At 57.4% G+C, this 16,788-nt stretch carries 10 protein-coding genes; 6 read left to right on the plus strand and 4 right to left on the minus strand.

The genetic code is table 11. The features are described from left to right. Positions 1-57: 57 nt before the first annotated feature. Entirely contained in the window at positions 58-4,371 is a 4,314-nt protein-coding gene (gene hrpA / locus E8K88_RS00730; RefSeq protein WP_136404719.1) for an ATP-dependent RNA helicase HrpA, read from the minus strand. 230 nt (positions 4,372-4,601) lie between these two features. On the opposite strand from hrpA, the gene E8K88_RS00735 reads away from it, so the two are divergent. Beyond that, positions 4,602-6,809: a FepA family TonB-dependent siderophore receptor gene (locus E8K88_RS00735; RefSeq protein ID WP_136404720.1), complete on the plus strand. Its 2,208-nt coding sequence runs from the start codon at positions 4,602-4,604 to the stop codon at positions 6,807-6,809. 245 nt (positions 6,810-7,054) lie between these two features. Continuing rightward, positions 7,055-8,416: a class I SAM-dependent methyltransferase gene (locus tag E8K88_RS00740; RefSeq protein ID WP_168797207.1), complete on the plus strand. Its 1,362-nt coding sequence runs from the start codon at positions 7,055-7,057 to the stop codon at positions 8,414-8,416. Positions 8,417-8,432: 16 nt separating this feature from the next. On the opposite strand, the gene E8K88_RS00745 is transcribed toward E8K88_RS00740, so the two are convergent. The 3 genes from E8K88_RS00745 to E8K88_RS00755 all read right to left on the minus strand — a co-directional run bounded on the left by E8K88_RS00745 (position 8,433) and on the right by E8K88_RS00755 (position 12,180). Continuing rightward, positions 8,433-9,398, minus strand: a complete 966-nt coding sequence (locus E8K88_RS00745) for a glycosyltransferase family 2 protein (protein ID WP_420813548.1) — start codon at positions 9,396-9,398, stop codon at positions 8,433-8,435. 677 nt (positions 9,399-10,075) lie between these two features. Further along, the gene (locus E8K88_RS00750; protein ID WP_136404722.1) at positions 10,076-11,617 is read right to left on the minus strand and encodes an acetolactate synthase large subunit; all 1,542 of its coding nucleotides are present in this window, start codon (positions 11,615-11,617) and stop codon (positions 10,076-10,078) included. A gap of 125 nt (positions 11,618-11,742) precedes the next feature. Continuing rightward, positions 11,743-12,180, minus strand: a complete 438-nt coding sequence (locus E8K88_RS00755; protein WP_240754244.1) for a PaaI family thioesterase — start codon at positions 12,178-12,180, stop codon at positions 11,743-11,745. Between the two features lie 323 nt (positions 12,181-12,503). On the opposite strand from E8K88_RS00755, the gene E8K88_RS00760 reads away from it, so the two are divergent. The 4 genes from E8K88_RS00760 (at position 12,504) to E8K88_RS00775 (ending at position 16,744) form a co-directional block, all read left to right on the plus strand. Further along, positions 12,504-13,706 carry a CaiB/BaiF CoA transferase family protein gene (locus tag E8K88_RS00760; protein WP_136404724.1) on the plus strand — a complete coding sequence of 401 codons (1,203 nt, stop codon included), beginning with the start codon at positions 12,504-12,506 and terminating at the stop codon, positions 13,704-13,706. Positions 13,707-13,776: 70 nt separating this feature from the next. Then, a complete protein-coding gene (gene acdA, locus E8K88_RS00765; protein ID WP_136404725.1) occupies positions 13,777-14,973 on the plus strand; it encodes a 3-sulfinopropanoyl-CoA desulfinase in 1,197 nt (398 codons plus the stop codon). Between the two features lie 76 nt (positions 14,974-15,049). Beyond that, the gene (locus tag E8K88_RS00770; protein ID WP_136404726.1) at positions 15,050-15,631 is read left to right on the plus strand and encodes a cysteine dioxygenase family protein; all 582 of its coding nucleotides are present in this window, start codon (positions 15,050-15,052) and stop codon (positions 15,629-15,631) included. 186 nt (positions 15,632-15,817) lie between these two features. Beyond that, positions 15,818-16,744 carry a LysR family transcriptional regulator gene (locus E8K88_RS00775; RefSeq protein WP_338092859.1) on the plus strand — a complete coding sequence of 309 codons (927 nt, stop codon included), beginning with the start codon at positions 15,818-15,820 and terminating at the stop codon, positions 16,742-16,744. The last annotated feature ends 44 nt before the right edge of the window (positions 16,745-16,788 follow it).

Genomic DNA, 16,788 nt, shown 5'->3' on the forward strand with positions numbered 1-16,788 from the left:
TGACAGTCCCTGGCGGCTGCCACTGGCCGCACACCGACGGGTGCGGCCAGCGATGGTTTAAGCCACCACCTGTCCCCACACTTTATCCAAGCGCTTGACACTCACTGGCTGTGGCGTGCGCAGCTGCTGGGCAAAAAAGCTCACGCGCAGCTCCTCCAGCAGCCAGCGGTAGTCCTGCAGAATGTCATCGGTTTGGCCCCGACGTTCAGCCAGCTTTTTCCAATAACGCATCTCCAGAGGCAGCAGCTCATGCATGCGACTGTGGTCACGTGCCGGGTCTTCGCGGTATTTATCCAACCGCACCAGCATGCCTTTAAGGTAGCGCGGAAAGTGCTTGAGCGCCGCTTGTGGCGTTTCTTGCACAAAGCGTTTGTTGACCAGGCGGTCGAGCTGCTGGCGCACATCGGCCACGGCTGCATCAGCGCCCTTGGTGTCTTTGAGCTTGCGCACCACCAGGCTGTACTCAGCCAGTATCTGTGCGGTCAGACGGGCCACCTCCTGGGCCAGCAGGCTCAAACGCGGCCGCCCGTCTTGTACCCGTTGCTCAAACTGCTGGGCATTGATCGGCAATGGCTCTTGCAAAAATGCCAGCTGCATGGCGGTCTGGATGATTTGCTCACGCAACTCTTCCAGGCTGCCCAGCGGCATAAAGGCCATCGACATTTTTTGCATATCCGGGATATTTTTCTCCAGATATTTGAGCGCATCCTTGATGTGCAGCGCAAACAAGCGCGTCAGCCCTTTGCGGTGCACTTTGGCCGCCGCCTCAGGCTCGTCAAATACCTCGATGGTCACCGCATCGCCCTGGTCTACCAGCGCTGGAAAGCCCACCAGTTTGCGGCTGCCCTTGCCCCACTCCATGATCTCGGGCAACTCGCCAAAGTCCCATTCAGTGTGGCGCTGTTCTGGCTCGCCCAACGCGTGGGCCTGCGCTGCGGCTGGCTTGCTGTTTTGCGCCTTGCTCTGCTTGGCTGGCGTGGCCGCTGCGTGGCCTTTGCTGTGCTGATCACGGCTGCTTACAGCAGCTTGCGCGGGCGCAGCCCGTGGGGTTGCTGCCGCTAGTGGCCCCTGCGTATCCGCGCTGCCCGCGCCCGCCAGTTTCAAGCCCGCCAAGGCCTGGAAAGCGCCACGCGCCTGTTGGCCCCATTCGGCTTTGAGGGCGGCCAGATTGCGCCCTTGGCCCAGCTGGCGGCCATGCTCGTCGACTACGCGAAAGTTCATGAACAGGTGCGGGCTGAGCATATCGGCTTTGAAATCCGTGGGTTTGATCTCCAAACCCGTCTTGGCCCGCACCCACTGGCGCAATTTTTCGTTTAAATCACTTTGCGCAAAATGGCTTGGATCGAGCCATTCCTGGCAAATCGCCTCCGCCGTATCGGCCAGAGGCAGCAAACGCGAGCGCGGACGCTGCGGCAGGCTTTTGAGCAAGGCCTGTACCTTGGCTTTGAGCATGCCAGGCACCAGCCAGTCAGCGCGCTCTTCCTGCACCTGGTTGAGCGCATACAGCGGGATGCTGACAGTCACGCCATCACGGGGATTGCCCGGCTCGTGCAAATACGTGGCATTCAAGTCCATGCCGGCGAGTTTGATCGTTGGCGGAAATGCCTGGCTGGTAATGCCTGCGGCTTCGTGGCGCATCAACGCATCTTTTTGCAGCTCCAGCAATTGCGGCTGCAACTGGCGCTCTTGCCGGTACCAGTGCTCCAGCTGGCGACCATTGGCGATGGCCTCAGGAATGTACTGGTCGTAAAACGCATAAATCAGCTCTTCATCCACCAGCACGTCTTGCCGGCGCGACTTGTGTTCCAGCTCTTCGACTTTGGCAATGCGCTTGCGGTTGGTCACCAGAAACGGGAATTTGCGCTCCCAGTCCTCGGCATAGTCGCCTTGCACCAACGCCTGACGAATCATGATGTCGCGCGCGGCAGACGGGTCCAGGCGGTCGTATGGAATCTTGCGGCCGCTATAGACCACCAGGCCATAGAGCGTGGCGCGCTCCAGCGCAATCGCCTCGCCTGCCTTTTGCTCCCAATGGGGGTCCAGCAATTGCTTTTTCAGCAAATGCCCGCCGACTTCTTCCAGCCATTGCGGCTCGATATTGGCCATCTCGCGGCCAAACAAGCGCGTGGTTTCGACCAACTCGGCAGCAACCACCCAACGCCCTGGCTTCTTGCGCAAATGCGCGCCGGGGTGGCGGTAGAACTTGATGCCGCGCGCGCCCAGATACCAGTCGTTGTCTTCTTGCTTGTAGCCCACGTTGCCCAGCAAGCCCGCCAGCAAAGACAAGTGCAGCGCCTCGTAACTGGCAGCCGCTTTTTGTTCTTGCACACGCCAGCCCTGCTCGGTCACAGCCGCGACCAATTGCTGGTGGATATCGCGCCATTCACGCACGCGCCGAATATTGATAAAGCTGCTTTTGAGCAGTTGCTCGTACTGCCGATTCGATAGTTTGTGGCTGGCAGCCTCATTGTGCGCAGCCAGGTTCGTTGCCGGTGGTGCTGCAGGCGCGGCCGCCTGGCTGGCGCCGCTGCTGCGTTGTGCGACCGGCAAAGCGGCATGGTTTCTACCCGCTTTTTTGGCCTGCGCTGCCGCCTGTGCTTGTTGTTTGGCCGACGGCAAGCCGCCGGTTTTGCCGCCACGGGCATCGTGCAGCCATTGCCAGAGTTTGAGGTAGCTGACAAACTCGCTTTTTTCATCGTCAAAGCGGGCATGTTGCTGGTCGGCCTGCGCTTGTTTGTCCAGTGGCCTATCGCGCACATCTTGCACAGACAAGGCAGCAGCCACCACCAGCACTTCCTGCAAAGCGCCGCGGCCCTTGGCTTCGAGCAGCATGCGCCCGACCCGTGGGTCCAGCGGCAGGCGCGCCATGTGCTTGCCCACATCAGTCAGCGTATTGAACTCGTCCATCGCACCCAACTCTTGCAGCAGTTGGTAGCCATCGGTGATCGCGCGTTGTGACGGTGCCTCCAAAAACGGAAAGTCTTCAACCGCCCCCAAGCCCAGTGACTTCATACGCAAGATCACGCCGGCCAGCGAACTGCGCAGAATTTCGGGGTCGGTAAAGCGTGGTCGGCTGGCAAAGCCCTCTTCTTCATAGAGGCGGATCGCAATACCGTCGGCGACCCGACCTGAGCGACCGCTGCGCTGGTTGGCAGCGGCCTGGCTGATGGGCTCGACCAGCAATTGCTCGACCTTGCTGCGGTAGCTATAGCGCTTGACGCGGGCCGTGCCCGCATCAATCACATAGCGCACACCTGGCACCGTCAGTGAGGTTTCAGCGACGTTGGTGGCCAAGACCACGCGCGGCGGGCCACCGGTCTCAAACACCCGGTCCTGCTCGGCTTGTGAAAGCCGGGCAAACAAGGGCAGCACAATGCTGTGGCGGCGCAAGGGGTCATGCGCTAAATGCTTGTGCAAATGGTCGGCCGCTTCGCGGATCTCGCGCTCGCCTGGCAGAAACACCAAAATATCGCCGCCAGCACGGCTTTGCCAGAGCTCATCGACGGCATCGGCAATCGCGGTATTGAGGTCGCTGTCCCTGGTCTCTTCAAATGGGCGGTAGCGGATCTCCACAGGAAAAGTACGCCCAGAGACAGCAATCACCGGCGCCGGAATGCTTTGCCCGCCTTTGCGACTGGCAAAGTGCTGGGCAAACCGTTCGGCATCGATGGTGGCCGAGGTGATGATCACTTTCAGATCGGGGCGGCGCGGCAGGATTTGCTTCAGGTAGCCCAGCAAGAAATCAATATTCAGACTGCGCTCATGCGCCTCGTCGATGATCAGCGTGTCATAGGCCTTGAGCAGCGGATCCGTCTGTGTTTCGGCCAGCAAAATACCATCGGTCATCAATTTGACACGCGCATCCGGGCCCAGCCGGTCGTTAAAGCGCACTTTGTAGCCAACCACCTCGCCCATGGGCGTGTGCAATTCTTCGGCAATGCGCTTGGCTACGCTGGAAGCGGCAATGCGGCGTGGCTGCGTGTGGCCAATCCACTGGCCGCGTTTCCCGCTCTGGGGATCTTTGTAATTGCGCCCCAAACCACGGCCTAGGGCCAAGGCGATTTTGGGCAATTGGGTGGTTTTACCTGAGCCGGTTTCACCACTGACGATCAGCACCTGGTGCTCGCGCATGGCCCGCTCGATTTCCTGGCGGCGCGCCGAGACTGGCAAATTGTCTGGAAAATCGATGCGCAAAGCGGGCGTCTGGCGCGGCGCGGCCGACTCCGCTGTGGTGGCTGTTTCTTGGCCAGGCTCCGCACTGGCCACTGACTTGTCGCGGTCGCTGGAGGGCACTTGAGCGCGGCGCAACGCGCGCAAATCACCCAAGGTTGCACGGCTGGTTTTTTGAGGGGTCTGTCCATCTGAAGGCATAAGGGCCGCATTATCCGCGCAGCGCCCCGCTCCTGCAACGCACAGGCAGTTGTGCATGGCAAAGCCAGCCCATGTGGTGTGTCGCAGTGCGGTAAAAGCACCACATTTTCGGCCTCGAATGCCGTTTTTTTAATAATTTATTGATAATTACCATTTAGATTGTTGAATGCGATTTATTTTCATTACAATTTATTGAACATCATTCTTGTGTATTGACTGAAACCATTTGTATGCCGCACGCACCTATCCACCATCGCTTTCGCCGCTCCCTGCTTTCCGTCGCCGCTGCCAGTGCGGCGAGTATGCTGATTCAGCCAAGTGCGGCCCAGGTGCCAGATGCAGCCGAAGAGGCATTGCTGCAGGAAGTCACGGTGACAGCTGAAAGCCAGTTGCTGCAGGCCGTCGGTGTGTCGATCATCACCGCCGAGGAAATTGAAGACCGCCCGCCTGCAAACGACTTGGCCGAGCTGATTCGCACGATGCCAGGCGTGAACCTGACCGGTGCCAGCTCAAGCGGCGCGTTCGGCAACCAGCGTCAAATCGACATTCGCGGCATGGGCCCGGAAAACACGTTGATTCTGGTCGATGGCAAGCCGGTGCAGTCACGCAGCTCGTCCATGATGCGCCGCACTGGCGAGCGCGACACGCGCGGTGACACCAACTGGGTGCCAGTAACTGCCGTTGAACGCATTGAAGTGCTGCGTGGGCCAGCCGCGGCCCGTTATGGCTCAGGGGCTGCCGGTGGTGTGATCAACATCATCACCAAAAAGCCGACCGAGCAACTCTCAGGCGAAGCCACTGTCTACTACCGCACTCCGCAAGAGAAAAACGAAGGCAGCTCACAACGCCTGGGCTTTAACCTGGCCGGCCCGATGGCCGAGAACCTGTCATTCCGCCTTTACGGCAACGTCGCCAAAACCAACCGCGACAATCCAGGCATCAATGACGGATTTGGCACACAAGCCAGCCCAGCGGCAGGCCGCGAAGGCGTGCGCAACCGCGACATCGACGGCCTGATCCGCTGGGATTTGACGCCTGACCAGGTGTTGGAATTTGAAGCCGGTGTCAGCCGCCAAGGCAATATTTACACTGGCGAGCGTTTCATCCAGGGCGGCTTGAACCCGATTCAGCAGCAGCTGACCGACTCAGGCGCAGAGACCAACCGCATCCTGCGCCGCACGGCCGCTGTCACGCACCGTGGCAATTGGGGTGATATGGGCAACTCGCGCGTGATCTTCCAATACGAAGACACCAACCGCCGCTACCTGAACCAGGGCGCAGCAGGCTCCTCGGAAGGCGCATTCACCGATCCGCTCACGTGGAACAACTCGGAGTTGAAAAACTACTACCTCAACGGCGAGATGTACACGCCATTCAGCGCCGGTGGCATGAACCATGTGCTGACCACAGGCCTCGAATACCGCCAGGAAAAAATCAAAGATCCAGGCTCGCAAAATGCGAACCCACCTGCAGGCTTTGAGACCAGCAAAACCGGCAAATCCAGCTCAGACACCTGGGCCTTGTACCTGGAAGACAATATTGCCGTCAACGAGGCATTGGTTGTCACACCAGGCCTGCGCCTGGACCGCCACGAAAACTTTGGCAGCAACTGGAGCCCTAGCCTGAACGCTACTTACCAGCTGAGCAGCCAATGGTCGGTCAACGGCGGTATCGCCCGTGCCTTCAAAGCACCGAATATCTACCAATCCAACCCCGAGTACTGGTACACGACGATGGGCAATGGCTGCCCAACCGGCATCAGCGGCCCTTGTTATATTCAAGGCAACCCGGACCTTAAGCCGGAGACCAGCATCAACAAAGAAATCGGCTTGGCTTGGACCAACCACCAAGGCTGGGATGCCACCATCGCGTACTTTGACAACGACTACAAAAATAAAATTGTGGCCGATATGCCTTTCGCGACACCCGATGACTACGGCACATTCCGCCGCTTCCAGTGGTATAACGCAGGCAAAGCCAAGGTGCGTGGCTTGGAAGGCAGCCTGAACATCCCTATTCTGGGCCACAACGGCGACACGCTCAAGCTGTTCAATAACCTGACGGTGATGGATCAGAACAAGAACAAGGACACAGGCCAGCCTTTGTCTATCATTCCCAAATTCACTTTGAACAGCACGCTGGACTGGCGCGTACATGAGAAATTCAACACCGAGTTGACTGCGACGGTCTACGGCAAGCAAAAACCACGCACTGTAGGTTCACGTGGCGATGCGATCACCACCGAAGGCCGCGGCTCCTACGCGCTGTTTGGTTTGCGTGCGACCTACACGATCAACAAGAACCTGCGCGCCGGCTTCGGTATTGAGAACCTGGGCAATAAACGCCTGTACCGCACGGCCAACTCCGAATCCGCAGGCGCGGCGTCCTACAACGAACCCGGCCGGGCTTATTACCTGACACTGACCGGCTCGTTCTAAGAACGTGTTTACGATCTAACAGCCTCCCCTTCCTCTCGACGCAGACCGCGTGGAGAGGATGAACAGGGTCTAAGTCCACCGATGCACAGCGTGTCGCAACGCCGCTTGCCTGCAAAACCACTTTGGCTCACCCAGCCAAGGTGGTTTTTGCATGGACCATCGCTGCCACTGCTCGCGCGCTTTGGTTGCGCCGATGCACACCACCCATGCACAGCGACTGCTTTGCTTTCACCCTAAGCCCTGTAATGCCCACCCGCTCTGACACCTATATCACCGATGTCGCTTACCCGGCCCATTTTCATCGCGAAATGATGCCGCAGTGGCTGCATGCCTGTTTGACAGGCCTGGGCATTGCCGCTCCTGCCGTGGATGCGGCCTTCACCTGGCTCGAGCTTGGCTGCGGCAGTGCCTGCAATTTGCTGGCTGCCGCTGCCAATTACCCACAGGCACGCTTTGTAGGCATTGACCTGAGTGCGCGTGAAATTCTGCAAGGCCAAGCGTGGGCACGGGCCAGCGGCCTGGAGAATGTGCAGCTGGTCTGCGCCGATGTTGGCGACCCCACCACGACCGCTCAAACACTCACTGGCAGCGGCTTTGACTACATCGTCAGCCACGGCGTGTATTCGTGGATTGCACCTGCTGTGCGCGAAGCGGTCCACCAACTGATTGGCCGCTACCTGGCCCCCCAAGGTGTCGCTTACCTGGCCTATAACAGCCACCCAGGCGCAGCCAGCCTGTCTGCTACGCAGCGCCTGATGGTGCTCAATGCCCAGCGGCTTGGCAACAGCAGCAGCTCGGCCCAAGTGCGCGACAGCCTCAGCCTGGTGATGGCACTGGCCAAGGGAGGGGCAGGCAATTATGTAGAGCAGCCAGCCTTGCTGCGTGAGCTCGAGCGCATCAACGGCATGGACGACAGCTATCTGGCGCACGAGTTTCTCAACGCGCATTGGTGCGCCCACCATGTCTCAGATGTGATGCAGGCCTTCGCAACCATCGACTGCCAGTATGTCGGCAGTGCCACGGCCATCGAGAACATCAATGCGTTGTCGTTGCCTGCCAAGCTGCAAGGCGTGTTTGCCCATATGCAGACTCAGGGCATGGGCGCGGCACACATTGAAACGGCCAAGGACATTGCCCGTCACCAGAATCTGCGGCGAGATCTCTACCAAAAAAGCGCAACGCCTTTGTCTGAAACCGCGCACCGGCAGCAACTGCTGGCGCAGCAGCTGGTACTCCTGCCGGCCGCTCAGGCCGCACAACCGGGCGCGAACGCAACCGCGATCGCGCTGCCAACCCGCATTGGCCCTGTCGAGCTGCCCCTGGCACAGGTACAACCCATTTTCGATGCGTTGCAAAGTGGCTCCCAAAGCTATGCGACTTTGGCGCAACTGCCCGCGTACCGCAGCCACCCAGGTTTGCTCAACCCGCTGCTGCAAACGCTGGCCTGGGCGGGTTGGATTGCGTTTGTCCAACGGACCAGCCACGATGACGCGCAGCGCGTTGCCAGGCGTGTGCAGCGCTTGCAAGCCACACTCAGCGCAGCAGGCTTGCAAGCGCTGGCCAGTCGCGTGCCGTGCTTGAGCATCTCGGCGGCACGCAACGTTTGAGAACGCGTTTACGGGCTTACTCCAGCTCTTTGGCGACCGGCTGGGTCGGCACATTGCTGACATCAAAATGCAAAAATGCCACCAAGAACTGCACGCCGATGAGCACACTCAGCCCGGCCAGCATCACTGTGCCATTGCTCGAAGGCACATGGCTGAGCCAGCTATGCATCCATTTGATCGTGCCAAAAGTCATGCCAAACAGCAAGAAAATCACGGCAAAAAAACTGTAGAGTGAGCCAACGTTGAAGTCCCGAATCCAATACGTGTAGACATAGCGCTTGAACATGCGCGAGAGATTGCCCATGAAAAACTCGGGCAAGACTTTGCGTACATTCAAATTGGAGACCTCATCGCCATAGACCGCATCCATTGGAATATCACGCACCACGGCCCGCACCGTATTGAGGCGAAACAAAATGTCGGTCTCGAAAAAATAGCGCTTGGCGACTTTGTCCAAAGGCAAGACCTTGATCATGTTGGCAGCAATAGCGGTATAGCCATTGGTGGGGTCCATATTGGGCCAGTAACCGCTGCTGAGCTTGGTCATGAAAGACAGGCCCAGGTTGCCAATCAAGCGCACCTTGGGCATCACCTGCAGCGACTGCGGACGGTAGAAGCGGTTGCCTTTGGTGTAATCGGCCTGCCCCTCCAAAATCGGCTTGATAAAACGCGGAATCAGGCTCGGATCCATTTGGCCATCGCCATCGACCTTGACCACGACGGCTGCGCCATCGTCCAAGGCCTGGCGGTAGCCGGTCATCACCGCGCCACCAACGCCCTGGTTTTCCTCATGGAACAGCACCGTCACACGCGGATCCTGGTTGTTTTCCTCAACAAACGCGCCACTGCCATCTGGGCAGGCGTCGTCAACCACATAGATACGGTGCACACATTCAGGCATGCCGCTCAACACATCCAGGATGTGGCGTTTGACTTTGTACGAAGGAATGACAACAGCAACAATGGATGCGGGCATATTCATGAATGGGTTAAGCGGCTGAAACACACAGCCGAAATGGTCAAATACATTGTGCATACGCTCGCACTAGCGCCAAAGCATGGCCCAATCACCAGCCCAACGCTGCTTGCATGGCATGCATAAAATGTTTATCAGCGCCAACTTATCGCTCAGTCAGCCTCTGCCTTCGGTCTTTTACAAACCATGGCCATCGCTATGGAAAAAAGACAGCTTGGCAGATGGCCTGATAGCGCGCAGACCACGGCATGCAGTTTGGCTAAGCGTCTATCGTGTGACTGTGCACAGACACACCTCAACAGGTGTGTGACACACCATGCAAGCATCTGCCACGACTGCATCGAGATGATGAACAGGCTTTTAAAGGCCAAGATACTAACCGAATAATTCATTCTAATAATAGACAGCAACCTGGGCCTGTTGTTTGCGTGAAACTGGCCAAGACGCCACTGCCATGCAAACACATGATGGTGTATGTCGTGCGCATTGGCTAAAAATCCTCGCCGGGCAGACAGCCCGACTGCGGCTTTTGCCGCGTATCGTTCCCTTTTGGCTCCAACACGGTCTGCGTGGAGACTTTGAACAGGCTCTTAATGACCGATAGGCGGCCCTATAAAAGTGTAAGCAAACGATTTAATCGCGAGGCATCCTTGGTCTGAAACACACGCTCGTGATGACTTGGATCAAATCATCAACTCGATCAGGAACGGTGTCGTTTGTCCAAAACTGCTTTTAAGCAGATCGGCACATTGCTCCATGGTGGAGGCACGAGCGGCATCTACCCCCATGCCGTTGGCCAGCTTCAACCAGTCTAACTGAGGCTGCCCGAGGTCAAGCATGCTCATCGCGGTTGGGCCTGGTGTTGCACCTACACTGCCATATTCTCCGATCAGGATGTTGTATCTGCTGTTGTTGAGAATGACTGTGGTGACGGGCAACTGTTCACGCGCTTGAGTCCACAAGGACTGCAGCGAGTACATCGCCGAGCCGTCTGCCTGCAAATTGATTACTCGCCGCTGCTTGGCGGCAGCCAGTGCAGCGCCTGTGGCCACCGGCATCCCATCGCCAATAGCGCCACCTGTCAAATGCAACCAGTCATGCGCTGGGGCAGCATGTGTGAACTGGTAAAACCCCCTTCCATAGGAAATGCTCTCATCCGAAATGATGGCATTTTCAGGCATTAGGGCTGCGACAGTTTGTGCCAGCCCTTCTGGTGTTGGCGCTCCCCGGGCAGCTTCAGGACGCGGCCCAGGATCTGGGATCGCCGCGTGTGGCGCCCCCAGCGCCTCCACCAACGCTTGCAAGGCTTCAAGGGGGTCTTGGTCTGGGCGAGACAGCACATGCAACTGAGCCGCCCGGTTGTATTGAATCGAGGGCATGTCTGGATAGCCAAAGAACCCGACCGGGGCTTCTGCATTCACCAACACAATGTGCTTGAATTTGGCCAACGCTTGCATGGCGGGTGCCATCGCATAAGGCACCCGTTCCAACTGCAGCCTGCCACGGCCACGCGCGACCTTGGCATTGACATAGCTGGCCATTAAGGAGGCGCCGCTAGCACGGGCAATACGCCAGGCAAGCTGCTGCGCTTGACCAGATACGGCAGCGCCTGCCAGCAAGAGCAGTACTGGGCTCTTGCTGCGTAGAATGCGCGCGGCCGTTTCGATGGCATGGCCATCCACCGCTGGTGGCCGTGCGGCAGGCGTGGGCTGCCCCACCACCGCGCCCTCTCCCCATGAAACATCTGCTGGCAAGATCAATGTGGCAACTTGGCCGGGAAATGTGGTGGCTGCATGCACCGCATCTACTGCATCACGCCCCAGTTCAGCCGCAGTCGCGCTGGTGCGCACCCAAGCTGAAACCGTCTGCGCCATGCCGCTTGTATCGGCTGTCAGCGGCGCATCATACGGGCGATGGTAGGTGGCCTGATCGCCCACGATATTCACGATGCCGCTGCCGGCACGACGGGCATTGTGCAGATTCGCCATGCCGTTAGCGAGTCCTGGTGCGCAATGCAACAGCGTGCATGCAGGTTTGCCCGCAATCCGATAGTAACCATCGGCCATGCCTGTGACAACGTTCTCTTGCAGGCCCAGCACGCATTTCATTCCCTCCACCTGATCCAGCGCGGCAACGAAATGCATCTCGCTCGTGCCTGGATTGGCAAAACACGTATCGACACCCGCAGCAAGCAGTGTCTTCACCAAACTTTTGGCCCCATTCATTTTTCATGTCTCCTGATGTCGGATGCCTGGTGGATCAAGCTGATCCGTGGCGGGATTGAAATTCATGTTGATTGCTGCGCTGGCTGCACGCCAGTCGCGCCAGTCGAGCCAGACCACCGGCTGGCTTACGGCGCTTCTGGCAGCAATTCAATCGCCAGCATGTCTGCGGTTGCGCACACCTGATCACCTGCAAGCAAGCACAGGGACATACGCACTTTTCTGCCTTCGACCCCCAGCAATTGGGCACGCATGCACAACTCAACACCTTGCGGCGTGGGACGCTTGAAGTTGACTGACAGAGAGACCGTTACAAAACGTGCAGGATTTGCCTCCTGGGTCATATCTTTGCCCCTTTCGCGACAAGCGAACGCAGCTGCCGATGCCGTCCCATGGCAATCGAGCAAAGACGCAATCATGCCGCCATACACATGGCCTGGAACACCACCGCTGTATTGCATACCAGGCGTGAAGTGGGCTTGCGTGTCGACTCCATTCCAGTAACTTTTGAGCTGCAGGCCCATCGCATTCTCACGTCCACAGCCATAGCAATGGGCGTACTTCATGGGGTAACAGTCCTGAAAGGCTTTCATCTGATGCTCCTGTATTCGTGTGTGCCAAAAATGCGCTGAAAAATAGGGCTAAGGCCTGCGCTCTGGTCAAGTGCCACCCAAATTGCGCCACCCCAAGCCCCCTCCAGTGCACCGAAAGATGTCCATGCTGCATTCAGTGCAGCCTACAGACGAAAGAATACAAGCGCTCTATTGAAAAAAAACTCAATTGAACATGAACATGGCCAACAAACATACTTGCCTGCAACAACATGGTTTGATCACAGTGGCTCGGGCAGCGGACCATTCAGACCCTCACACTCAGACAGAGCCTCCCTATGCAGCAAGTACACAACACGCAAGAGTCCCCCCCAGCAAGCGCCTTGGCCGGTATCAAGGTGCTGGACCTTTCACGCATTCTTGCCGGCCCCAGCGCCACCCAGCTATTAGGAGATTTGGGTGCAGACATCATCAAAGTAGAGCGTCCTGGAGAAGGCGACGACACGCGCAAGTGGGGGCCGCCCTATATTGCCGACTCCAATGGACTCCCGACGCAGGAAAGCGCCTATTACTTGGCAGCCAACCGCAACAAGCGCTCGATTGCAATTGATATTGCCAGCCCTGAAGGCTGCGCCTTGATTCATGAGTTGCTTGCCAAGGCCGATATTCTGGTGGAGAACTACAAGGCTGGTGGACTGGCCAAGTATGGACTTGGTTATGAACAATTGCGCGCGCGTTACCCGCGATTGATTTACTGCTCCATTACAGGTTTTGGCCAAACCGGCCCATACGCCAGTCGGCCTGGCTACGACTTTCTGATTCAAGGCATGGGCGGCATCATGAGCCTGACCGGCCAGCCGCAAGGCGAGCCTATGAAAGTGGGGGTTGGCATTGCCGACGTCATGACAGGCATGTATGCCGCCGTTGGCATTCTTGCCGCCTTGCAGCACCGCAACACCACGGGCGCTGGACAGCACATCGATATCTCCTTGCTAGACACACAAATTGCTTGGCTAGTCAATGCAGGCACCAACTACCTAGCGCAGAGACAGTTGCCAAGCCGCCTGGGCAATGGCCACCCCAATATAGTGCCCTACCAAGTGTTCCCTACCGCGGATGAACCGATGATTCTTGCCGTTGGCAACGACAGCCAGTTCGCACGGTTTTGTGAGGTCGCACAACTGCCAGAGCTGGCCCAAGACCCATGCTATGCAACCAATAGTGCACGCATCGCAAACCGCGAGGCGCTGTGCGCACTGCTGACGCAACGTCTGTCAAGCCGTCAACGCAAACACTGGCTTGTGGCCTTGGAAGAAGCAGGTGTGCCCTGTGGTCCGGTGAACAATCTGGCAGATGTATTTGCTGATCCCCATGTTGTCGCGCGCGGCGCAGAGCTGCGTATGCGCTGCGACTGGGCCGAAGGGGGCGAAATCAGCCTGCTGGCAAACCCCCTAAAAATGTCTGCGACACCGCCAACTTACCGCCGCCCTCCGCCACGCCTGAATGAGCATGCCGAGAGCATATTGGCTGACTGGCTCTGAGCTGCTGAGCAAGACGAGCCAAATTGTCCAAGTTTTTATTCCAAACCTATTCAATTCATGGAGACGCAGCATGTACGAACTCACCACGGAACAATTTGCCCTGCAGGCGCGCGCGCGCGAACTGGCACAAACAGCCTTCGCACCTACTGCGGCACAGACCGACCTCACCGAGCAATACCCGTTGGACAACATCGCCAAACTCCGCGATGCAGGATTCATGGGGATGACCCTGCCCAAACGCGTCGGTGGCAAAGGCCTGAGCTATTTGGATGCAGTAATTGTCGTTGAAGAGATGGCCAAGTCCTGTGCCAGTATGGGACGCATCACGGTAGAGGCCAACATGGGCGCGATTGGCGCGATTGCCGCTTATGGCACAGCCGAGCAATTGGCGATCGCTGCAGAGCTTGTACTTGGCGGCGATAAACCGGCCATTTGCATATCTGAGCCTAACGCGGGCAGTGCCGCCAGTGAAATGACTACACGCGCTGAACGCAAAGGCGACGAATACATTCTTAACGGCGAGAAGTACTGGATCACAGGCGGAGGAGTCTCCAACTTGCACTTGATTTTTGCGCGCGTCTTTGATGGCGGCGTTGACCAAGGCATTGGCGCGTTCATCTGTGTGCGTGATCGCACCCCCAGTGATCAATTGGTGATTGGCAGACGTTTGTACGCGATGGGCGTGCGCGGCATTCCCGAGACGCATATGGAGTTTCACGATCTGCGGGTGCACCAATCCATGCTGCTGACTCCACCAGGAGGGCTTCAACGCGGCTTTGCCTCGTTGATGAATGCCTACAACGCCCAACGCGTAGGCGCTGGCACCGTTGCCCTGGGCATTGCGCAAGGCGCCTTTGAAGAAGGCCTGGCCTATCTGAAGAGCCGCGAGCAATTCGGTCGCCCGATTGCCGAATTCCAAGGCCTGCAGTGGATGCTGGCGGACATGTCTACGCAGTTGGAAGCGGCACGCTTGATGCTGCGCCACGCAGCAGCTAGTGGTGAACATTTTCCTGACATCGACAAAGCCGCACGCGCAAAAATCATTGCCGCAGAGACGGCCAATAAGGTCACCAACGATGCACTGCAATTTTACGGCTCCTCTGGCTATGGCCGCCACAATCCAATGGAGCGCCACGTCCGGGACGCACGCATGTTCACCATCGCAGGGGGAACAGCGCAAATTTTGCGCACACAGGTCGCCTCGAAATTGCTCAATATGAAACTCCCACAAACCCGCAACGGCTACCTGCAAACCAATCCCCATTAAGCACCACAATAGTGCTTTGGCCTCGCGCTGTCATCAGCGCCCTCTTGATAACAACCATATAGACCGGAGACACCTTATGCATGCCATGCCCGAAAAATTCCAGACCTTTGTCCGCGACTTCACCGAGGTTGTTGATACGCACCATGGCAATGAGCCTGCGATCCTCGAAAAAGGAGCCGCAGTGCTCAAAACCCTGATCAGCCAGGACGACTGGCTCCAAGAGGCTTATGCAAAGCCACACCCACAGTACTACCAGCAATATCTGCTTTATCTCGACCCGCAGGAGCGCTTTTCCGTGGTGAGCTTTGTTTGGGGACCTGGTCAAAAAACACCAATCCACAACCACACTGTCTGGGCACTGATTGGCATGATGCGTGGCGCAGAAGTGGGCGAGCTGTTTGAATGTGCCCCTGCGGGTCAAAGCATGCGTTCAATGGGCCTAGAAAAACTCCACCCTGGCGATGTCGATTGCGTTTCACCAAGCATCGGCGACATCCACCGCGTCTCCAATGCTTTCGATGATCAGGTCTCCATCAGCGTGCATGTGTATGGGGGCAATATCGGCCGCATCTCGCGCCACGTCTTTGTGCAAGAAACAAGTGAGCGCAAGCCCTTTATTTCTGGCTACTCTAACGAAGCTGAACTCACGCCAGCCTAAACCCAATTCCTGGCAATATTGTGCGCACGCACCATGCCCGCTCTTTCAGTACCTTGTCCTAAACATGAGGGCCTGCCCCATGTCCATAGGCTATGCAAGCGTGTAGCATCCGTAGCCAAGCCAATAGCAGGTGTGCAATGGCACGCTTGGCTTAGAGCCTGTTCAAAGGCTCTAAGGCTGCGCGGCGTGGTTGCGCGGACAACGAAAAGGACATACACATTGAAACTGGGCGGCAAGCACAACTATCCCACGCTAAAGCAACTGGAGCTGTTGATGGCACTGACCCAGTCTGACGGCATCTCCAGCGCGGGAGCGAAGCTGGGCATGTCTCCGTCCGCCACCAGCCATGCGCTGCGCGCGCTGGAAACCGCCTTGGGGGCGCCATTGATAGATCGCAGTGCGCCAGGTGCCCCTTTGACTTATTCAGGCGAGCAAATACTGCCTTTGGTCAAAGAAGTCTTTGCTGCTTTGCAGCTGATGAAATCAATTGCACGCTCCGATGCCGAACTCAAAACAGGCCAATTGCATATTGGCTCGTTTGGTGCCAGTGGGACACTCAGGGCCTTGCCGCCTCTGCTCAGAGCGTTCCGCCACAAGCACCCTGGGGTCGATGTCCATATCGTTGAGAAGCCAGAAGACCAGACCAGCCTAGACCTGATGGAACACCGCATTGAATTGGCTGTGGTTCCCCTGCCAAAACTAGAGCTGGAAACACGCACTTTGGCAATGGACGAACTGGTGGCAGTCTTGCCATGCGAGCACCCATTGGCCAAGGAAGATATCGTGCAGCTCAAAGAGTTGATGCAATACCCTTTTCTTCTCACGCGCGCTGGCTCCAAACCCTTGATTTACCGATTGCTGCTCAAGCACGATATCAAGCCGCGCATTGCCCATGAGCTGCACCAAATCACCTCCATCCTGCACTATGTGGCGCAAGGAGATGGCGTCTCTATTCTCGCCCGACTGGCCCTGCCAGATGCCATACCTGGCGTTGTATACAAACCGCTCACACCGACCACGCAGCGGTATATAGCACTAGCTTGCCAAAACTCGAACCGCTTATCGCCAGTCGCACGGGCATTTTGGAATGAAGCAAAAATCAAAACAAATTAAAAAATAAATAAATAAAAAGAAAATCAAATCAAAATCAATCCATA

It is taken from the genome of Lampropedia aestuarii (assembly GCF_004803635.1).
Taxonomy (GTDB): Bacteria; Pseudomonadota; Gammaproteobacteria; order Burkholderiales; family Burkholderiaceae_C; genus Lampropedia; species Lampropedia aestuarii.